The 21137-nt window shown below is 35.2% G+C and carries 17 protein-coding genes and 1 pseudogene; 2 read left to right on the top strand and 16 right to left on the bottom strand.

Going from position 1 to position 21137, the window contains the following annotated elements; all coding sequences use genetic code 11:
- Window positions 1-41 precede the first annotated feature (41 nt).
- The 8 genes from NQZ71_RS20165 to NQZ71_RS20130 form a co-directional block, all read right to left on the bottom strand.
- Window positions 42-1964: a lipoteichoic acid synthase gene (locus tag NQZ71_RS20165; protein WP_317012493.1), complete on the bottom strand. Its 1923-nt coding sequence runs from the start codon at window positions 1962-1964 to the stop codon at window positions 42-44.
- 851 nt (window positions 1965-2815) lie between these two features.
- Window positions 2816-4006: a GTP-binding protein gene (locus NQZ71_RS20160; protein ID WP_275007168.1), complete on the bottom strand. Its 1191-nt coding sequence runs from the start codon at window positions 4004-4006 to the stop codon at window positions 2816-2818.
- 38 nt (window positions 4007-4044) lie between these two features.
- Entirely contained in the window at window positions 4045-4413 is a 369-nt protein-coding gene (locus NQZ71_RS20155) for a hypothetical protein (RefSeq protein ID WP_317012205.1), read from the bottom strand.
- A 60-nt stretch (window positions 4414-4473) separates the two neighbouring features.
- Window positions 4474-4743, bottom strand: a complete 270-nt coding sequence (gene rpsN, locus NQZ71_RS20150) for a 30S ribosomal protein S14 (protein ID WP_144454580.1) — start codon at window positions 4741-4743, stop codon at window positions 4474-4476.
- 71 nt (window positions 4744-4814) lie between these two features.
- Window positions 4815-4964: a 50S ribosomal protein L33 gene (rpmG, locus tag NQZ71_RS20145; RefSeq protein ID WP_127740395.1), complete on the bottom strand. Its 150-nt coding sequence runs from the start codon at window positions 4962-4964 to the stop codon at window positions 4815-4817.
- A 211-nt stretch (window positions 4965-5175) separates the two neighbouring features.
- Window positions 5176-7368 carry a sensor domain-containing phosphodiesterase gene (locus NQZ71_RS20140; RefSeq protein ID WP_317012204.1) on the bottom strand — a complete coding sequence of 731 codons (2193 nt, stop codon included), beginning with the start codon at window positions 7366-7368 and terminating at the stop codon, window positions 5176-5178.
- A 153-nt stretch (window positions 7369-7521) separates the two neighbouring features.
- Window positions 7522-7701 carry a hypothetical protein gene (locus NQZ71_RS20135; protein WP_317012203.1) on the bottom strand — a complete coding sequence of 60 codons (180 nt, stop codon included), beginning with the start codon at window positions 7699-7701 and terminating at the stop codon, window positions 7522-7524.
- A gap of 35 nt (window positions 7702-7736) precedes the next feature.
- Window positions 7737-8936 carry a DUF6531 domain-containing protein gene (locus NQZ71_RS20130; protein WP_317012202.1) on the bottom strand — a complete coding sequence of 400 codons (1200 nt, stop codon included), beginning with the start codon at window positions 8934-8936 and terminating at the stop codon, window positions 7737-7739.
- A 419-nt stretch (window positions 8937-9355) separates the two neighbouring features.
- Between NQZ71_RS20130 and lepB the strand changes: the two are divergent.
- Window positions 9356-9673, top strand: a pseudogene (lepB, locus tag NQZ71_RS26225) (signal peptidase I).
- 1717 nt (window positions 9674-11390) lie between these two features.
- Entirely contained in the window at window positions 11391-11828 is a 438-nt protein-coding gene (locus NQZ71_RS20125; protein ID WP_317012201.1) for a tyrosine-type recombinase/integrase, read from the top strand.
- Here the strand turns inward: NQZ71_RS20125 and NQZ71_RS26220 are convergent.
- The 8 genes from NQZ71_RS26220 to NQZ71_RS20090 all read right to left on the bottom strand — a co-directional run bounded on the left by NQZ71_RS26220 (window position 11772) and on the right by NQZ71_RS20090 (window position 21078).
- A complete protein-coding gene (locus tag NQZ71_RS26220; protein ID WP_375545233.1) occupies window positions 11772-12248 on the bottom strand; it encodes a GW dipeptide domain-containing protein in 477 nt (158 codons plus the stop codon). The two genes, NQZ71_RS20125 and NQZ71_RS26220, sit on opposite strands and share 57 nt — an antisense overlap.
- 308 nt (window positions 12249-12556) lie before the next feature.
- Window positions 12557-14758 (bottom strand): alpha-galactosidase, encoded by a 2202-nt coding sequence (locus tag NQZ71_RS20120; protein ID WP_317012200.1) that lies wholly within the window; start codon window positions 14756-14758, stop codon window positions 12557-12559.
- A 71-nt stretch (window positions 14759-14829) separates the two neighbouring features.
- Window positions 14830-15855, bottom strand: a complete 1026-nt coding sequence (locus NQZ71_RS20115; protein ID WP_186304002.1) for a LacI family DNA-binding transcriptional regulator — start codon at window positions 15853-15855, stop codon at window positions 14830-14832.
- Between the two features lie 305 nt (window positions 15856-16160).
- Window positions 16161-17405, bottom strand: a complete 1245-nt coding sequence (locus tag NQZ71_RS20110; RefSeq protein WP_317012199.1) for an ATP-binding protein — start codon at window positions 17403-17405, stop codon at window positions 16161-16163.
- Window positions 17406-17583: 178 nt separating this feature from the next.
- Window positions 17584-17940 (bottom strand): cell wall hydrolase, encoded by a 357-nt coding sequence (locus tag NQZ71_RS20105; RefSeq protein WP_394374147.1) that lies wholly within the window; start codon window positions 17938-17940, stop codon window positions 17584-17586.
- 218 nt (window positions 17941-18158) lie between these two features.
- Window positions 18159-19697 carry an MFS transporter gene (locus NQZ71_RS20100; RefSeq protein ID WP_317012198.1) on the bottom strand — a complete coding sequence of 513 codons (1539 nt, stop codon included), beginning with the start codon at window positions 19695-19697 and terminating at the stop codon, window positions 18159-18161.
- 324 nt (window positions 19698-20021) lie between these two features.
- Entirely contained in the window at window positions 20022-20606 is a 585-nt protein-coding gene (locus NQZ71_RS20095) for a hypothetical protein (RefSeq protein WP_317012197.1), read from the bottom strand.
- A gap of 271 nt (window positions 20607-20877) precedes the next feature.
- On the bottom strand, window positions 20878-21078 hold the full coding sequence (locus NQZ71_RS20090) for a hypothetical protein (RefSeq protein ID WP_144454590.1): 201 nt from the start codon (window positions 21076-21078) through the stop codon (window positions 20878-20880).
- Window positions 21079-21137: the final 59 nt, after the last annotated feature.

Here is a 21137-nt window from a genome sequence, read left to right as displayed (position 1 = left end):
CCCTTACATTGGTTTCTCTCCAATCAGAGTGCAGTACTTTATTATTTTTGGATACTACTGTAATTGTAGTCAGAACGATCTACCGGAGTAAAGCTCTTCGGTGTGTAAAAGCGTAGTAAATCACCATTAACTACCTTATCGGAAAGTCTTAATGTTTCCTCCACGCTCGCTTGATAATCCTTCGCTTTTTCAAGTAATTCCTCATCATCAATTAACTCACCTGATTTGGAATCATAGTATATACCATCTGTTAATGTAAATTCAGGACTGACAAATTCTCCGTTCCGGAATGGGATTACTTCATCATGCTCATCCGAGAGAATATCTGTCCCAAAATGGATGTAATCCTTCGTATTAACACCTAACAAATGTAACAATGTTGGCAGAAGATCAATTTGACCAGCATATTGATGCATTGTTCCGCCTTCCATTCCTGGAACCCGAATCAGAAGTGGAGTACGTTGCAGTCCGGCACTTTCAAAGGAATTTACTTCTTTACCGATAACCTTTTCCATTGCTGCATTATGATTTTCAGAAATACCATAATGGTCACCATACATAATAATAATGGAATTGTCGTATAGGCCTTTTTCTTTCAGGTCTGCGAAGAATTGCTCCATCGCTTCATCCGCATAACGTGCTGTTTGAAAGTAGTTATCTACAACCTTATTGCCAGTATTGTTTGGTGCGATTGTTGCTTCCTCTTGTTTCATTGTAAAAGGATAATGATTTGTCACTGTAATGAATTTCGTATAGAAAGGCTGACTCATCGAACTCAAGTACGGCATGGATTGCTCGAAGAACGGTTTGTCCATTAAACCATAGTCTGCCAACTGTTCAGGATTCATGTCATATGAATTTGAATCATAAAAGCTGTTATATCCAAACGATTTATAAATTTCATCTCGATTCCAAAAGCTACCAGTATTTCCGTGGAATACAGCCGACGTATAACCAAGCTGACCTAATACTCCAGGAGCTGCCTGGTATGTGTTCAAGCCTTTTGTAGTAAAAGCAGAGCCTTGTGGAAGACCGTATAAGGAATTCTCAATCATAAATTCAGCATCTGCTGTCTTTCCTTGGGCTGTTTGGTGGAAGAAATTATCGAAGTACAATGTGTTTTCTTCCTTTGTCAAAGAATTAAGAAATGGAGTTGCTTCTTCCCCGTTTAATTCATAATTAATAATGAAATTTTGAATTGATTCCATATGGACATAAATAACATTCATGCCCTCTCCGACACCAAAATACTTAGCATTTGGTTCTGCATAATTTGATTGAGTATAATTAATAACTTCCGCCATATCATCTGTATCTGCAAGAACACGCTGAGCTGAAGCCTTTGTGCTTTGCACTGCATCATATATGGTATAATTATACATCCCTAAATATTTAACAATATAATTTCGATCAAATCCCCTTGTCAATAACTCAGGACGGTCTACTTCAGCTAATGCTAAATTCATGCCTGAAATTCCTAAGGCAATGCCGAAAATACTTAGACCTTGTTTAAAGCCGATGGGCTTAACATTGACTTTCACCCTTTTAAAAACAAGCAATAAAACTAGCAGCACACTGTCAATAAAAAACAAAAAGTCTAATGGCTTTAATAATGAATATATACTGCCGCTGACATCTCCAAAGTTTTGCGTTTGAGTAAGTGTCGGCAATGTAATAAAATCATTAAAAAAGCGATAGTAAAGTGCATTCGCATAAAGCAGGAATGAAAGGACAAAATCAATAACAATTAGCATAACATATTTTTTTCTGCCTTTGAATGTAAGGGCTAACCCCAGAAATAAAAGGGATGAACCAAGCGGATTTAAGAAAAGCAAAAATTTCTGAAGTGAATTACCTAATCCTAAATCAAATTGCGTCAGCTGTACCACATATGTTTTAATCCATAGCAGAAACACTGCAGCAAAAAAGAAGTATAAATATTGTTTATTTGTGTCTTTGTACATATTTAAATTTTTTATTTTTAACACCAACCTCTATCTTTTATATCCGTCTCCATATGAATTTTTTTATCATTTACAAGTGTACCATTTTTGGTCTAGTAAATTATATAGGATGGAGAGTGTGAGAAAATGGGATACACCTAATAATTCCGAAAAATTATGCTTTGGTACATACCTCCATAACCACTGCTTTTTATTCACTATTAATCCCTTTATTAATTATACGTAAAAAAGAAGTAAAAAGTTTCACTACAATTTCTTCCATATAATTAGTTTCCATCTATTGTAAGCGAATTCCATAGCATTATAACGTATTATACGATATGGCAGCATATTGTTCCACTATCCACCTATAAAAGTGTAGAAGCAGCTGGGTCAAAAGCATAACCACCATAGATTAATCCGAAACAATTTAGGGAGATTCCATGTATATATTCATGTTTAGTTTATCTGTAAGGGATATGGTTTTCGAATATTAATTATTAGAAGACTTAGGACTATGGAGAGTAGCACTCAAACTGAAGAATGGAAATAGATCTGATAGCATGCTGCTATTAACCGAAGTGGAAAACAGGGGCTGAGAAATAAGGTGGCAAATCTGAAACAAACCCGACTATTTAATCGTTAATAGTTCGGTTTTAGTGTTTTCAATTTTAAAAATCTCAGTGGAATGGAGCGGAGGCCACTCGACTCTTGCGGGAAATAGAGGAAAGGATGAGACACCCCGCAATTGAAGCCAGGGAGTCTCAAGCTTTGCGCGCAATGAAACGATTTGAAGTCTTATTCTATTTACAATCCAAAGCTCCATTGTTTCAGGGTTAGATGTAATTATTTATTATTCGAACCTCTGTGCCTTATGCAATTTCCCAGTAGAATGGGTCACCTAGTGCAGACCAGTCATCAGCATATTCGTCCTCTGTTAATAGGCACTCATCTAATTCTTTTCTGATTAAATCGACATCTAAATCCATTCCAATAAACACTAATTTTGTGTGACGATCTCCATGGTCTTTGTCCCAGCTATCAATCAATTGGGGGTTTGTTTGCATTATCTCCTCTTGCCTGTCTTTAGAGAGGGAAGCAACCCAATAGGAAATAGGCTCGACTTTCACAGAAGGACCAGCTTGTGAAAGAAGGATAGCTATATTATTACGAGATGCACACCATGCAATCCCCTTTGCACGGACTATTTGCATGGGCATTTGTCCGCACCACGCATTAAATCGTTCTGAATGAAATGGCCGTCTGCTATAATAAACGAAGGAGCTCACTCCATATTCCTCTGTTTCTGGCGTATGTTGTGCAGGTCCTGCGTTTAACTCCTTCAGCCACCCAGCAGAAAGACTCGCTTTCTCAAAATCAAATAAATTGGTATGTAAAATTTCTTTAATATCTATTGAACTATTTACAGTGCGAATAATTTTTGCCTCAGGCTGTAGGCTTCTTAACACCTTTTCTAAACTTTCAATTGCTTCCTCTGATACTAAATCACATTTATTCAATAACAGAATATCGCAAAACTCAATTTGGTCTATCAAAAGATCTGCAATATTACGCTCATCATCCTCGCCAACTGCTTCTTTTCGGTCTAGTAAGGAATCTCCAGATTCATAATCATGCCAAAACCGATTAGCATCCACAACTGTTACCATTGTATCTAATTCGCAAAATTTCGTAAGATCAATCCCCAGCTCCTCGTCAATATAGGAAAAGGTTTGAGCAACAGGAATTGGTTCACTGATTCCTGAAGATTCTATCAGGATATAATCAATATCTCCTTCCTTAGCAAGCCTTTCTACCTCTTCTAGCAAGTCTTCTCGTAATGTGCAGCAAATGCAACCATTAGACATTTCAACTAGCTTTTCCTCTGTTCTGGAAAAGCCACCTTGTGTCTGGATGATTTCACTGTCAATGTTAACCTCACTCATATCGTTAACAATAACTGCTACCTTCAGCCCTTCTCGATTATTTAACACATGATTAAGCAAGGTAGTTTTCCCTGAACCTAAATAGCCACTTAGCACTGTTACAGGTATTTTTTTCATTTCTCATCGCCCTCTTTTTCATATTTTATGTATATGGATTAATTCACAAAAACAAACGACCATTTACTTTTTGTTTTATTTTTGGCTGCTGGCTTGTAATCTGTCATATCAACCCATTTTATTTGTTTGTATCTCTCTATCATTGCCCGGTCAATTTCTCCTTGTGCTTGATCAATTACTGCTTTAATATGTGCTACCTTCAGTGAAAAATGCTCTGCCGCTTTTCTTATAGGAGGTTTTTCACTCATTAGTTTAATAAAATGGCTTTCATTTACTGCCATCCTTTCTAATTCATCCTCTTCGAATTCAATGAATTGGTAAATTTCTCGCATTGTTGGCGGCAGGCTTTCAATTGTACTCCTATAAAGGAACTCAACCAGAATAGGATTAATCAAATTCATATCCATAACATCCTCCAGTAAAGATATTCAAGCCGTCAATACTAGATATGACGGCTGTTTTTATTATTACCAGCTAGCCTTTTTCACACCAGGAATTTGTCCTTTATGTGCATATTCTCTAAAAGCAATCCGCGACATTTTGAATTTTCTCAAGTAACCTCTTGGTCTTCCTGTCACTTCACATCTGTTTTTTAATCGTGTTGGCGAAGAATCTCTTGGGAGTTTTCTAAGTGCCTCATAATCCCCTTTTTCTTTCAACTCCATTCTTAATGCCGCATATTTTTCTACCATAACTTGGCGTTTTTTTTCTTTTACTACTTTAGACTTTTTTGCCATTCCATTCATCCCTTTCTTAATCGTAATTATTACGATTTAAAATCTATACTTTTCCATTAACCATTTAATTTTTACTTTGTTTCTCTATGCAGTGTCCTTTTTTGTAACCGAGGGCAATATTTCATAAACTCTAAACGATCTGGATTATTCCGCTTGTTTTTGGTTGTAATATAATTCCTGTCCCCAGTTTCTGTACATGCTAAAGTAATTTTTACTCTCATTATAATTCCTCCTAATCATAATACCGATAAGTGATTATCAGTTGCTTACAAATCGTAATAATTACGATTTGTTGTTATATAAATATATATTTTAGTTGAGTAAAATGGTATTTGCAAGTCTTTTAACTAAAAAAAAACGATTTTTATATCTCTTCCTTATTCCAATCATAAAAAAAGATCAGCTTTACATGTCAAACTGATCCTTTTCTTTCTATAACCAACTGCCCAAGTCAGATTCTATTAAATGAAGCTCATTAAGTGGCAAGGGCTTGCTGTAGTAGTAGCCTTGTGCTTTTTCACAATTCATTTCTTTTAATATATTCACTTGCTCCTCTGTCTCAACTCCTTCGGCAATAACCTTCAGACCTAGATTATGAGCCATTACGATAATTGTGGAGGCAATACTGCAATCGTCCATATTTTCCCCGATGTTTTGAATAAAGGATTTGTCTATTTTCAGATAATCAATCGGAAACTTTTGCAGATACTGCAAAGAGCTGTAACCAGTTCCAAAATCATCGATAGAAATTTCTACTCCTAAATCCTTCAGTTGATAAAGAATTTGAGTGGCTTTTTCAACATCCATTGTCATGCTTTCCGTAATTTCCAGCGTAATGTAGGAAGGATTTATACCTTCCTCAGTTAAAATGCTTGCCACTGTAGAAACAAAGCTACTGTCAAAAAATTGCCGTAAAGATAGATTGACAGAAAAGTTCATTGGGGAAAGGCCCCTTTCTTTTCTTGCTTTCAGTTCCTGGCAAACCTTCCTTAGCACCCATTCACCAATCGGAATGATTAAACCAGTATCTTCCGCAATTTTTATGAACTTTTCAGGTGAAATAAGACCCAGCTCTGGATGCTGCCACCTAATTAAAGCCTCAGCACTTGTAGCAGTATTCGTCTTTAAATCTACTATTGGTTGAAAATGTAGTTTAAAATGCTTAGAAATATCAGCCTTTCTTAACTCCGTTTCTAAAAGAAACAGGTCAGATGACTGAAAGTCGAACTTCTCATTGTAAAATTGATAATTATTTCTTCCTTCTTTTTTTGCTTCATACATAGCGATATCTGCATTTCGAATCAATGTCACATTATTTTCACTATCCTTTGGATACATAGCAATCCCGATACTTGGTGTAATAAAAATTTCATGTCCATCAATAAGAAATGGAGAGGAGAGGATTTGGATGATTTTTTTTGCTTTTTTTCTTACTTCCTCTTCCGTAACATTTCTAAGCAGTACCGTAAATTCGTCCCCGCCTTGTCTTGAAACTGTCTCCTTTTTTTGAATGCATTTATTTAACCGCTCTGAAAACTGCTTTAAAAGAATATCTCCCACATGATGACCAAGTGTATCATTAATAAATTTAAAGCGATCCAGATCCATAAATAGCAGTGCTAAATGTTGATTATTATTAGCAGGCTGAAAATCAGCAATCGCGACTTTCAGCTTTTCCTCAAAGAAGCGTCTGTTAGGCAGCCCTGTCAGCTCATCATGGTAAGCCAGATGCTGGATCTTATCTTCTGCCATACTTCTTTGAATGACTAAACTCGTCAGATATGTAGCTTCTTCAATAAGCTTTATATATTTAGGGTTTGGAGTATTTGGTTTTGAATGATAAATCGCAAAGCAGCCAATAACATTATTAAAGCTATCAAATACCGGTGTTGACCAACAAGCCTGCAGTCCATGTGATAACGCTTCATCGCGGAAATCCTCCCATAATGGATCAACAGCAATATCTGAAACAATAATCCGCTGCTTAAAATAAGCTGCTGTACCGCAGGACCCGCTGTTTGGGCCAATGGAAATACCATCGATGAAGGCAGCAAATTCACTTGGCAGCTTTGGCGATGAAGCCGTATATAATTTGTTTTGTTCTTTGTCAGCAATCATGACTGAACAGCGACTATCCTTCGCAACTTTTTCCACTATCGAAACAATCTCATCTAAAATGGTTGTATAATTTGTGCCATCCACTATCATTTTGAGGATTTTATTTTGTTCCTTTACAAGAAACTCCATATAATTTTGCTGTGTGACATCTTTGGCAACACCTACAATCCCCATTGGCCTTTTAGCTCTAAAAATTGGCACAGCAACTATTGATAAATCAATCTTTTCTCCTTGTTTATTACGAATAGATACCTCAACACTATCCTTATCGCCATTTAGCAAGCCTTCCAGTTTTTTTATTGTTGCTTCCCTATCCTGTTTCTCAATTAAATCCTCATACGACAAATGAAAAAACTCTTTATCAGAGTAACCTGTCAGGATTTCCGCAGCCGGATTAACCAATAGGAACTCACCGCGCATGTTTAAAGCAAAACAAGCTTCACTATTATAGTTAAATAGTGATTTATAAGTATCAAATAACGAATTTTCACTTACTGGATTATCCATATTGACCTCTTCCTTCTTTACAATACAATCGTTTAATAATACTCTTCATTCTTTTATCGGTTGATTTACTATAATTTTCACATGAATATACAACTAATGGTGGAAACAGCCATAAATGGAAATAGAAAAGAGCTGCCATTCGGCAGCTCTCTATTAAAAAACTATTTCTTGCAAGTCTGTATCTACTTCTGCAATTTCGGATAATAGATTATCAGAAGTATATTTAAAAGCAATTCTATTATTATTTTTATCCTGGTAGTAAGATAGTCTGTATTTGTTAGCTTCTGTTGGATCTGCTTCAAAATACTTTGAGAAACCGTCAGTATCTGTCAATATGAATCCAGCTTTGCTATTGACTATAGCATCTTTTAATTGTAGATACTTACCTTTAGGCGAAGTATATACACCAGTACTAGAATTATAAACAAACTCATGTCGAGTACCATCTTCATCAAAGTAATAAAATCTGAAGAACCAGTTGATTTCTTTACAAAATATTCGTTTCCATCAAATGTCCACCCTTTACCTAATGCAGAAGTTTGGCTTGATTTGGAGTTATAATATCTACTAAAATCAAAATCTAATACTCCTCGTGCATATAAAGAATGGTCGTTAAAGCTTAGGTTAACGTTCCCTGTTGTTACGTTAACTGATGCTGTAGTGTTACCCATTGTGTGAGTTCCAACAGTATAGTAATCTTCTATCCCAGCTAATTCATCATTTGGAGCAAAAGAGCTAGTGATTGTTGAAGATGCTGCGCTTAAACCTCTTGGTCCATCAATTTTATCCCTTTCACTTGGTGGTTCTGTATTATCGTTTATTGTATAAGCTCTTACTCTTACTTCATAACCCTTTTTAAGTAAAGATGAGTCAGTATCCTTATAGTACGGGGTAGGATCCATTGGAAGATAGTCTACATCAGGGAATAAACTAAAAGTTTCTCCATCTTTATCTTTCAAAGTAGACCAAGACGTGACATTCCCAACATCAAAACTTTGATAGCCACTTCCATCATTGATTTCTACGATGTAGCCCCCAGCATCGGTTACCTTATCCCATTTAATATTAAGAATTCCACGATTATTTACATCATCCACAATTTCATTTGTTACGGAGATATCTTTTACTGTAGGTAAAGGTATATATCCGTACTGAGAATCAGATTGAATAGTATCTCCTAAAGCCGATTCTGCTTTAACTCTAATAGAATAGCGTTTGAACATGAAATAATCGCCTGAATTTAGATAAATAGAGTACGGATTAATAGTAAGTTCTGCACCCATTTTATCTTTATGAAGAGCATATTTTCCTGCAGCAATTTCTGCGTCAGTTGGCCATATTTTTTGTCCTTTGGTTGACCATTTTGTTACATTCCCAACCGAATACTCTTCGTATTTAACACCATTGAGGATTAGAACTTTATATCCTGTAGCACCAGGAACCGAATCCCATGAGATATCAAGCCATCCTCTTCCTTTATTCACAGAATCATTTTCAGCATAAGAATAGGCTTTTACTGTCGGAATATCAGGTATATCTACCAAATTAGCTGGAATTGCCTTTTTCACTTCAGAAGATAGAGCACTTGACCCATTTTCATATATAGCCTTTACTTTAAATCCATATTCTTTTCTTGTTGTTGAAGTACCATTCTTTGCCGAATAAAAAGCACTTGGATCTACTGGAAGTTCAAACCTGTACCATCAAGTTTGTAACTACTGCTTGTAGAGTAAGGTGATTTAGGAAACATTTTTTTATTTTTTGAAGACCAACTTGTCCCTGAACCTGTATATACAGTCTCAAAACTTTTTCCATTATACATTTGTAATTCGTAAGATTTAGCTCCATACATAGAAGGCCAGGTAACGTCTACGGAACCTGTTATTAAAGGAGAAGAGTCAACTTACATAAAATATTTTACTATTACAGGGTAGACATGGAGATTTGGAGATATCATCAGTTGACAAAATGTCAACGTTAATTAAAATTGGGTATAAAGTATCATGATTTAAATAGATTTGATATAATTTTTTTCGAGTATGAGAATTCAATTTATGTAAAGAGAATTATAGGAATGTCTGGTGAATAATTAAGTATAATTAATAATGAAGTTTATATAAATGGGCAAAAATTAGACGAAAATATAGAGTTAATGCCATATAGGTTCACTGAAGATTTTGAAGTTATTATACCAGATAATTCTTATTTCTTATTAGGAGATAATAGAGATGTGTCTGTAGATAGCCGCATGATTGGAAATATAGAAGAGATGCAAATTATCGGGAAATTTATTGTTGTTTTATAACATATATATATGGGAGTGTTCTTTTTGAAAATCATAGTGCCTATTTTTTTAATGATTATTGCTTTTATATTCATTTTATTAATATTAGGTTATAAAAAAGTGTTTTTGTGGTTAAAAAAATAATTTTTGAAGAAAATGATAATAAGGATTGATCCTTTTGATCCTTTTGATCCTTTGATTGGAAATTGCAGAAATTATTTTATTGAAGAGTAGCAAAGGCTACTCTTTTTTATTTTTACAGACTTTTTGTGAAAGTTCCTCTACCATACTTGCTTAGACATATCTTGTCATAGCAAAGAAAACTATAACGGTCAGCCCTCAAATTAATTAACTGTACTTATTCTACAATTTGTAATGCAATATAGTCTCCTAAGAAATATAAGAAAAGAGCAATAATGTTTATTGAATCAATGCCCCTGATTATTTAAGTACATTTCTATACTGTGGTGAAAGTACTTTTTCATTTTAATATTTCTATAGAATTAGGAAAAAACACCTTAAACGCTTTTCTATTCAATCTATTTTTACCAGTCCACCAACAAACTGGGTATGTCCAATTATATTTATAGTGATTAGGCTCTTCTCTTTCAACAAATGGATTAAAATATTAATAAAAGCTAGATATTCCTTATTAGAATATATTGAACAATAATCTAATATTTTAAGTAAATACTTCACTTTTCTCTTTATTTGATTTAATAAATTTAGTAATTAATATTCTATTCAAGATTTCATAAGCTTCTGAAGTATCAGCCTTTCTTTCATCGGGTGGAACAAATTCTAATATTCCTCTATATTTGGAATCTCCCTCCATAAGTCAGCCAAATTTTTCTTCTCTTATTCCACTTATAGAGACAGTGGAATATTGATAATATTTGGTTATAAAAATGACATTGTTAGGACGAGGGTCCAAGTAATAAGGCTTATTGTTATCTCTTGCTACTGCTCTCTCTAAATCTAAGTGTCTCCATCTGAATATACAGGGGCGACAGATAAATTGTTTGGTTTGGGTAGTATGATAGATCGTTAAGCAGAGATATACGTTTATAATATGGTTCATTTAGTAATGTATTGTCGTAGTGCTCTAGTTTTGTACATTAATTCAATAATTAACTCGATTTAGATAGTAATAAGTAATGCAACTGGTTTGTTTTTATTTTTTCTTCTCAGCTGCGTATTCATTTACATATCTAGCTGCAAATACAGTACTCTTATCTATTGTTGATATACTAGTTTTCGTTTTATCCTTTCTGGTACTAATTACATTAGAAAAGAAGACTTCTAATAATACACAAAATCAGAGTAATTAATAAAAGTAGCTATTATAGTTTATAATAATATTAATATGTCAACTAATGTTCTTCATGTATAATTCTTTGCCTAGATTCAATGGGCAAGACTGTTCAGCCTCCTTATTTCTAATTTAATTAAGTCTGCGTGAAATTTCATGCTCCCTCAAATGCATGCCTGATTATGTACATGAGTATATTTGGTCTAAACGAAGAGCTAAATATTCTCCCTCTTCTCTATTAGGATATGTACATGAATACTTAAAGTTTTTTAACTAAAACGAAGACATTAGAACAGAAAAGGAAAAAACCAAGTCTCCCCCTGCCCCTATTTGTCGCCGGAGCAAAGATGCAGTAGATAGCAATATAAATGCATTAAAATCCCTCTTTAGCTACTTAACCACAAAGACGGAAAATGAAGATGGAGAATGTTATTTTTATCGAAATGTCAAGGTAATAAAGAAGATACGGTACTAGTTCTACAAGCTGCACTTGAGGAGTTAAAAGCCTATCTGAGAGTCCGACAAGAAACGTTTAACACAAAGGAATCGGATATCTATGTATTTGTGAGTAAATATAAAGGCGGCATGGTCCAACCTCTCTCCGTTAGGTCAATACAGACTTTAGTTAGTAAATATACCAAAGAATTTTATGCCCAGAATGAATTTAGTACTGGTAAAGGTTTAAGTCCTCATAAAATGAGGCACTCGTTTGCTAATGACTGGATACTTCAAGGTGGAGATATAATCACACTTAGAGATCAGTTAGGGCACAGCAGCATTGAAACAACTTCAAAGTATACAAACCTCTCAAGGGATGAAGGTAAAAAGATTATTGAGAAGATGGAAGAAAATCGAAATAAATAACCTCTTCCCTCTTTTTAAGTATATTTTTAAACAGTAATTTAAAAGATCGGAGTAATATAATGAGCCAAATATCATTCGATGAATTGTTCCAGGAAGAAAAAAAGCAGGAAAATACAATAAGCGATATTCCCTCTCCCCTACAAAATGTTGATCCCATATCCATCCATATGTAGTACCGTCTTTAATTTTATACCAAGTACCTTTTTGCTCTACCACTTCAACTATGTCATTGAATTTTAAATGTTTATAAGTATCCGAACTTCCACTATCACTTATGTGGACAGCAGCTTCGTCTTTAGTAACCCTTAATTTGTAAAGAATCTTTTCTGGTGTTAAATCGGTGGATACATATTGATCCCATATCCATCCATATGTGGCGCCATCTTTAATTTTAAACCAAGTACCTCTTTGTTCTACCACTTCTACTATGTCATTCAAGTTTAGGTGTTTATAGGTTTCCGAACTACCGCTATCACTTGTATGAACAGCTGCCTCATTCTTTGTAACCCTTAGTGTGTAACGAAAAAACAAGAGTCGATACTATTCATGCATTAGAGAACTATCGCAGGCAAGAATAATTTGTTAACGGCTCTAAAAAAAGTCGTAACCAAACTCGTAACCAAAAATTAAAAAGCACTTCCCTCGAAAAAGAGAAGTGCTTTGAAACGTTGATATAACAATGATTAACGTTTGCTAAACTGTGGTGCATGACGATCGCCTTTAGGAACCTATTCTTTAATTGCTTTTAAATGCCAGCAATAGCTTTGAAAGTCTCCTTGCAATTCTATTGGTATGCTCATTCCAGCATATGTGAGTTCGTCTCCACCATAGATAATATCTGTACCGTTTACTTGATATATTTTCTGAACATCAACCCCTGTTAATTTCAGAACAGAAGCTGGGGCTGCTGGTTCTGCGAGCACCCTAAAATAATAAACAATCATTTCTGTTTTGTCTTTATTGGTAAACAGCCATGCTGTTTCATTTCCTTCAAATGGACTTTTCAAGCGGTAAAAATCACCAAACTGTATGAGCTTGCGAATTTCCTTATAGCTTGACACTTGGTTTTTCACTGCAGTTTTCTCGTCTGCTGTCAGCTTCGTCAAATCTAGTTCATAGCCAAAGTTGCCGGACATAGCAACATGTCCGCGCATTTCAATAGAAGCTATTCGCTGTACCTGGTGATTTGGAACGGCAGAGACATGTGCTCCAATAGAAGAAACCGGATAAACCAAGCTTGTTCCATATTGAATTTTCAGTCTTGAGACTGCATCAGTATTATCGCTGGTCCATGTTTGCGGCATATAATAGAGCATCCCCGCATCAAACCTTCCACCACCGCCTGAGCAGCTTTCAAAAAGGACATGTGGAAAATCTCCAGTAATTTTCTCAAGTATCTTATATAAACCAAGCATATATCTATGTGCCGTTTCTCTCTGTCTGTCCGCGGGAAGCTGAGCTGATCCAATTTCTGTCATATTACGGTTCATATCCCATTTTACATAGGAAATCGGGATATTTGTTAAAATGTCGCTAACTCGTTTTATAATTTCTTTGCGAACATCTTCCCTCGAAAGATCTAACACTAATTGATTGCGGCTTTCTGAGGATTCACGTCCTGGTACATGAAGACACCAATCTGGATGTTCACGGAACAAATCACTGTCAACAGAGACCATTTCCGGTTCGAACCATACGCCGAATTGCATACCTTTCTCTTTTACTTGAAGGGCCAAGTTATCAAGTCCGTCTGGAAGCTTACGAAGATCGACGAACCAATCACCCAAGGATGACTTATCATTATCTCGCTTTCCAAACCAGCCATCATCAAGAACGAATAATTCGATACCTAATTCTTTTCCAGCATCAGCTATTTCAAGGATTTTGTCTGCAGTGAAATTAAAATAAGTGGCCTCCCAGTTGTTAACCAATATCGGACGTTCCTTGTCCCTAAACTCTCCTCTTACTAAACGTGTTCGATACAGGTCGTGAAAGGTCCTCGACATATCCCCAAGCCCTGCTGATGAATACACCATAACAGCCTCAGGTGCTTGAAAAACTGCTCCCGGATCAAGCTTCCAGCTGAAATCAAACGGATTAATTCCCATTGTGACCCTTGTGTTTCTGAATTGATCTACCTCCGCTTGTGCCAGAAAATTGCCGCTGTAGACAAAGTTAAACCCATATACCTCACCTGCATGTTCTGTTGCGTCCTTCCTAAGCAAGGCGATGAACGGGTTATGCTGGTGACTGCTCGAACCACGTGCACTTTCAATTGATTGGATGCCATGTCGCAATGGCTGTCTTTCTATATGACGCTCTCTTACATGTGCTCCATGAAGATGCAGAAAATCAAAGTCAGCCTCCCGAAAATCTACACAAAGACTCTGAACATTTAAGAGCTTGAGTGAGGTATTGCCATCATTAACAATTTTCACTGATCTGGTAATCACATTAAAATGGTTGAACACCGTGTAGCTTAAAATGACCTTTAACCCGATTAGCTTATCAATCATTGTGATTTCCAATGTTTCCGCTTCTTCTTCCTTTTCAACATATGTAACAGGAAGCCCATCTAACGGCATTTTCCCTTTATGAATAGTATGCGAATCGTAACGCAAATCGGTCACTGTCGATCCATTCTCCAGCTGAATTTGATAGGCTGGCTTTCTAAAATCAGAGTTTCCATATTGCGGATATTCTTGCGGCAATGTATCAAGTGAAAAAGTTCTGTCCTCCTTATGCTGATAAGGATTTCCCGAAAATCCTCTGTCCATTTGCTGCAAATAGTTAGGATGATGGTATTCCTGAACCTTTCTGCCCCAATAAAGATGAACTAAATAACCGTCTCTGACCACTTCCATAACATAACTTGTATCTTTTGCTTTTAAATGAAAAATTTTCCTCTTCGCATCAAAAAAAATCCCCATAAACGGCCAACTCCCTCTATTAATAGTCACACTGTTTTCTTTTCCAAAACATTTATATAATAGATAATTCGCTATACTGATTTTTTTGCATCACTTACACTATCACGAAACACTAGTTCAGTAGGTATTGTCACTTTCATTGGAACACTTCTGCCATTCAATCTGTCATAAAGCAGCTTTACCGCTGTTTTCCCCATTTCCTCCCCATATACTTTTACAGTAGAAAGCCGCGGGTTCATGAATGCAGCTGCTTCAATATCATCAAAGCTGAATACAGAGATGTCCTGCGGTACGTTTATATCATTTTCATGCAATGCACGAAGAACACCTAAAGCCATCGGGTCACTTGCAACAACAATAGCTGTTGGAATTTGGTTGGAGTCAATGAGTTGCTTTGTTAAGGAATAGCCTCCACTTGGTCCCCAATCTCCTTCAAGCACGTGACAGATTAACCCGTTCTCCTTCATAACGTGTTCATACGTTTTTCTTCTTATATCTACCTTTGCAGCTGTATGAAGATTGCTCACACTAAATACCTTTCCCTCTCCTCCGATATAGGCAATATCTGTATGCCCTAATTCAAAGAGATGATTAAGCACATTCCGTGTTGCTCCTTTCAAGTCTGCAACAACAACATCAATATTCGAAACTGCTGGCACTTGATCTACGGCAATAATATGCTCGTTTTCCATATATAGTGTTTGCAGATCCGCTATATCAATGTCGCCAATCACAATCAATCCATCTAACCCAACAAGACCTTCTGATGAAACGGGAGTGTTTCCGACTGTCATCATTACTGCAAGATTAATAGAAAATTGACTGCAAATGGTTTCTACACCAAGGCGGATGGATTGAAAATAAGGATCAATTGCTTCATCATTCAAAAAGATAATCCCGATTTGATAATTGTTTACTTTTTTTATTTCTTTCGTCTGCTTTTTTCTTACTGGTTTATAATCTAACTCACTTGCCACCTTCATTACACGCTTTTTCGTTTCCTCTGTTACAGACAGGCTTTGATCTTTATTAAGTATTCTTGAGACAGTTGCAGTAGAAACATTCGCTTTTTCTGCAATATCCTTTATAGTTGCCACTAGTTCACCTACCACCATTAGTTATATTAACTAAATATTCTAACGAAAATATAACATGGAATACGCTTACATTCAATAGATTCTTAAAAAAACACTTAAATATTTGTTCTTACACTTATTTTATAAGTAAAATTAGAATTTAATTACTAAATAAACGTAAAAAATATCAGGTTCTAATATAGATACCAATTCATATTTACTAAACATTTACTTACATTCAAGCATTTCTTTTAATGAATTTGAAAATTATAAAAAAATAAAGCGGTTTTCCTTTATATCGGAAAACCGCTTTATTCAGTATTTTGTTAAATTTCATGGAAAGTTATTTGGAAAATGGTTCCATTCTTTTTATCGCTTGTTACGCGCCATTTTCCTCCCATCTCACCAATTATTTGAAGTGTTACCATTAACCCCAGGCCTGTCCCTTTTTCCTTTGTTGAGTAAAAAGGCAAACCAAGCTTATCGATTTGGTCTGTTGTTAAGCCTTCTCCGTCATCTACAATAAAAATATCAACCTGCTTCTTATTCTGGCTGATTTTTACACTAACATTTTTCGCAGCTGCTTCAATGGAGTTTTTAATAATATTGATAAACATTTGTTGAATCTGGGATGAATTTCCCGAAATGACCGCTCGTCCATCTACTTCTAAGGAAATCTCCACATTGCTCATAAGTGCATAAGAAGATAGGGAGGAAATTGATTTTTTTGCTTCTAGCTCTAAATCCATAACACTATGTTTTTTTCTTGTTTGATTTTTTCCTAAAGAGAGATAATCAGAAATTATTTCATTAGCTCTATTTATTTCCTCTAAGCTTATTTTTAAATACTCTTTTTGCGGCTCTGATATATTATCAGCTGTATGGAGAAGCTGCAAAAAGCCTTTAATACTCGTCATCGGGTTTCTTATTTCATGTGCTACACTAGCAGCAAGCTCGCCAACAACCTGCATCTTTTCATTTCTTTGAACTTCTTTTCTTAACAGCACCTTTTCACGGTGTGACTCGATTAAGTAGATCGAAAACCAAGCTAGAATACCGTTGACTAGGATAAACAAAAGATAATTTAATAATATTGTCATAGTCATTATATCGTTACCGAATAATACCGCAATAAACGGCAGCATCGCAGAACAAATGGTAACATAAAAAACAGATAAATAAATTTTCTTCTTAACAGGCAAAGAATGAAACTTCTTCTGTGCAATGAAAATAAACATAATAGAAATCAGCATTGCGACAAAGGAGGGAATCATACCGACTCCACCAAATAAGGATCGAACACAAAAGAACGAAATCGAAACAAATAATCCTGCACCTGTTCCCCCGTATATAAACGCTAAATACCAAGGCACCACACGAGCATCAAGACGAACTCCATCAAGAATAATGGAAAAAGTAATGGATAGTGCCAGTGTAATAGTACAAAATAATCCCCACATGACTTTTTCCTTTTTATCGTCTATTCGGCCATTTGCTAACACTAAATAGAGAATAATAGGAATTTGAACGATTAACATTTGAAGCAGGAGCTGGTTGTATTGAAAATGCATTATAATCTCCTAAATTTTAACTAAACTTATTTCATGTCATACACACCATTATTATATACATATACTTATAAAATAGATAGAGAGATTATGAGTCTAACAGGTGCTCTCTAAGAGTCCTTTAAAAAAAGGGATTGCCTGCATGTTCAGGAATATCCCCTTAATAGTATGGAAGCCTTGCTTATCCCCCTGTATAAACACCTTCACACGTGCCTGCCTTTGGTTCATAATAACAGTGATTTTTATATTGACCTGATTGAGGCTGACCGTACCAAGTCGGGGGACATGGAGCATATGGATTAAAATACCAAAGAGCAAATTTTCCTGGATGATCTCGCCAATAATCCAAGTTCATTTTTGCTAATTTTTTTTCTGCTGTTCTCGCTCTTTGATAAAAAACATTGCCTTTTTGTACGGCTTCAAATGAATAATTATTTCCTTGAACCTGATATATAACCTGTGGAATTGTTCGCAATCCTTCAAAGTCGGAGCAATTTGCTTTCAGGCGGTTTACAATAACATTTCCAACGTATAACATTCCTTGTTGCCCTTCGCCTTCTGCTTCCGCTCTCATCATCCGAGCTTTTATAATTTACTCGCGGCATTTTCCCACCCCCAAAATATAGTATGAAAAAACGCACCTCTTCATGTCAGTGGTCAGGTTGTTTTCCTTAAGCTTTTAAAGACAAGAAAAAAGCCAAAGGTTTGTCTATTTTTACACGACAATGTCCTTTAGCAGCTTATGATATGATGGTATTAACCGCAAGCAGATTTTATAGAATTTCCCTTCGTTTCCTTCCAAACATCTTCATATTTATATCCAGTCAGGTCTTCTACTACTGCTTTTGTTTCTGGGTCAACCTCTCGTTTAGAACCGTTATTTTTTAATCGATCAATCTCTGCCACTAAAATTTGATGTGTATTTTTATTTAACTTAAAGGTAAATACAACTGCCAATGCTGCTATAAGAAGCAATGTTGAACCAATTACCATCGTATATACAATGGTTTGAACTGCCTGAGGTGTTTGCGTCGTTGCCCCAGCAGTGTAACCACCAAATTGTAATATAATCCCTACAAAGAAGGTTGCAAGCGCGACAGTACTTTTTCTTGTAAATGTCATTACTGCAGCAAAAACACCTTCACGTCGCTGTTGTGTTACAATTTCATCAATATCCGGAATAAACGGGAAAACATTCCAAGGAGTAAAGTCCAATATTGCTCTGCCTATTTGATAAAGAGCTGAAATAATAAATATGTACATTATCATCGAGTCTGGTTTTATAACATAAACTGCATAAAAGGCTGCTAAACACATAATCATCAAACTATAAGAAACCTTATATAAACTGTTTGGGCCAATTTTAATCATAAGGAACCCAGCAACAATTGTAATAGGAATACCAATGATGCTTAAAGAAAGCATATTTCCTGCTACTGACGAAGAAATACTTAATGCAAATACACAGAAATAAACAAACACAGCATTAAATACATCCTTTGCCGTATAAGAAAATAAATAGATCATTAAATGTTTTCTGAAACTTCTGATTTTTAAAGTGGAAATATACGCTTTTACCGTTTCGGAAAAGGCTGCAAGTAATTCTTTAGCACCTTTTCGTTCGCCTGTTTTACTTCTATTTATCCACTCTCGTTCTTCTTCAGGACTCAGCTGTTTTTCCCAAGTAACCTTATAAGAAATGAAGATACAAATGGCAAATATAATGGCAAAAATAACTGCATTAATAAAATAAGCATAGCCATTGTCTTCACCAAAGAACGCAATTAGTCTTCCAGGAATAAATGTCGCTAAAAACACGCCTAAACTGGACAAGAACATTCTGGCTGTCGATAATTTCGTGCGCCCATTAAAGTCTTTTGTCATTTCTGACGGTAATGTTTCCCATGGAATTAACACTAATGCCATCACTATTTCAAATAATAAATAACTAACTAAATAATACCAGTAATTCATGCCTGTTACCCATAGCAAAATATAAGTAAACATTAACGGAGCACCAATTAAAAGAAAGAATCTTCTCCTGCCGAATTTCCTGCCGATTTTATATTTATAGAAATTATCTGTTATGCTGCCAATAGCAAGACTGACAATCGCATCAACTATTCGAGCAATCGCAATGATAGATGCTCCCTCAACAGGAGTTAATCCAACAAAGGTTGTGTAGTAATACAGCAGCCATGCTGAAATAATGGTAAATGCTCCGCCTCCCATAATATCCGTTAATCCATAGCCTATACTTCTTGGGATTGTTATTTCTTTTGCATTGTTCTTCATGTATGCTCCTTCCCTTTCGATGCCTGTCCGAAAATAGTATGTATTTGCGCTCATGCACGCATTATTATCTTTTAGGATAGTTACTTATTCCCAACTAACTAGCTAACTAAACAAAAGAAGTTAACGCATACAGCAAAGTAGAATCTAAGCTTTGATAAAAGGAATGGAGTTTAATACTAGCAATCATACTGTACGGTTGATCAGAAATAACGCACGCAGTTTTAGTATTCTCACTTCTTTTTAAGATAAGATTTACAGTTTTCCGCGAATATACAGTAAAAAAAACGACTGCATAAGTAGTCGTTTTTCCTTCTTGCATAATTATTATCCTCGAAATATAATGCCATTGTTTCTTGGAAAGTTATACTGCAAATGAACAAACAAAGCGAGCCACAGCCATACATCCTTTTCGTAATGAGCCTCTACTTCATAACTTTGTTTATTGTTATTGCCCTGTTCAAATTTAGCAACAAACGCACTATTTTTTTGGATTTCAAATATTAAGCCATCATCGTCAAAAAACACTTGATATGTGTCATCATTGAAATGAAATTGATAGTAATACTTAGCTGATGCATTAAGATAATCAATATGAAATGTATGTGTCTCTCCATCATGAGTATAATTGACTTTTCTTTCTAGTACTTGATTACCTATTGTTCTAGGACGCGTATTGCATGTGATGGTGACAATATTCTCCTTGCGATTGTCCTGCAGGGTAATGCAATTTTGCCTTACTAGAACCTCTTTGTTTGAAAATAAATTGCCTTCTTCCTTTTTTCTAGAAAACAGTCCAAACGACAATTCAATTAATCCTATTTGGTTTGCTTGTGCATCTAAAATAGGAAAACCACTGTCAGTAGTCCTTTGCATAAGTGAATGGAACTTCCATGGAATAACAGAAATCATTAGAATACCTCCATTTGAGTGCTACTTTTTCTATTAATTTTTTTTGCTGATAGTAAGTATACGGATTAACATTGAAATGGGTTTCATTTTCTGCATTTACAGTAACAAAAAGAAAGATGCATAATCTAATATATATAAATGGTGAACTTAAAAAATGAAAATACAAAAAACGAACTATTAACCGATAAAATAGTTCGTTTTCACCTTAGACTTAAATCCTAATTTTATAGGCATAATTTCAATAGAAACAAAATATTCGTTCCTGCCAACATCAAAGACCTTTAATCAAGATTCCAATAATAAATACAAAACCAGCTGTCATAAAGATGTATGAAAGGGACTTGTTTTTTGATTTATGATCGTCAATCCCAAAAAAGACCAATGCCGTACCAAAGAGTAATACTGCAAGATTATATTGAAAAAAGACAATAATAATTGAAATGATTGCAATAACAAATCCAACAAGTTTCATTATTTTTTCTCCTAAAATTGATAATAAAAAAGAACTTCCACGTAGGACAGGTGGAAGTT

Source organism: Niallia taxi (assembly GCF_032818155.1).
GTDB classification, from domain to species: Bacteria; Bacillota; Bacilli; order Bacillales; family Cytobacillaceae; genus Niallia; species Niallia taxi_A.
This window is presented reverse-complemented; position numbering and strand designations above follow the sequence as displayed.

Excerpts from the sequence above, each read along its gene's own strand:
- NQZ71_RS20110 (WP_317012199.1), bottom strand. The coding sequence starts at position 17,405 with ATGCATTTTCAATACAACCAGCTCCTGCTTCAAATGTTAATCGTTCAA.
- NQZ71_RS20090 (WP_144454590.1), bottom strand. The coding sequence starts at position 21,078 with ATGAAACTTGTTGGATTTGTTATTGCAATCATTTCAATTATTATTGTC.
- NQZ71_RS20155 (WP_317012205.1), bottom strand. The coding sequence starts at position 4,413 with ATGGATATGAATTTGATTAATCCTATTCTGGTTGAGTTCCTTTATAGG.
- rpmG (WP_127740395.1), bottom strand. The coding sequence starts at position 4,964 with ATGAGAGTAAAAATTACTTTAGCATGTACAGAAACTGGGGACAGGAAT.
- NQZ71_RS20100 (WP_317012198.1), bottom strand. The coding sequence starts at position 19,697 with ATGAAGAACAATGCAAAAGAAATAACAATCCCAAGAAGTATAGGCTAT.
- NQZ71_RS20140 (WP_317012204.1), bottom strand. The coding sequence starts at position 7,368 with ATGGATAATCCAGTAAGTGAAAATTCGTTATTTGATACTTATAAATCA.
- NQZ71_RS20120 (WP_317012200.1), bottom strand. The coding sequence starts at position 14,758 with ATGGGGATTTTTTTTGATGCGAAGAGGAAAATTTTTCATTTAAAAGCA.
- NQZ71_RS20165 (WP_317012493.1), bottom strand. The coding sequence starts at position 1,964 with ATGTACAAAGACACAAATAAACAATATTTATACTTCTTTTTTGCTGCA.
- rpsN (WP_144454580.1), bottom strand. The coding sequence starts at position 4,743 with ATGGCAAAAAAGTCTAAAGTAGTAAAAGAAAAAAAACGCCAAGTTATG.
- NQZ71_RS20105 (WP_394374147.1), bottom strand. The coding sequence starts at position 17,940 with ATGTTATACGTTGGAAATGTTATTGTAAACCGCCTGAAAGCAAATTGC.
- NQZ71_RS20095 (WP_317012197.1), bottom strand. The coding sequence starts at position 20,606 with ATGATTTCTGTTATTCCATGGAAGTTCCATTCACTTATGCAAAGGACT.
- NQZ71_RS20125 (WP_317012201.1), top strand. The coding sequence starts at position 11,391 with ATGTTATTTTTATCGAAATGTCAAGGTAATAAAGAAGATACGGTACTA.
- NQZ71_RS20160 (WP_275007168.1), bottom strand. The coding sequence starts at position 4,006 with ATGAAAAAAATACCTGTAACAGTGCTAAGTGGCTATTTAGGTTCAGGG.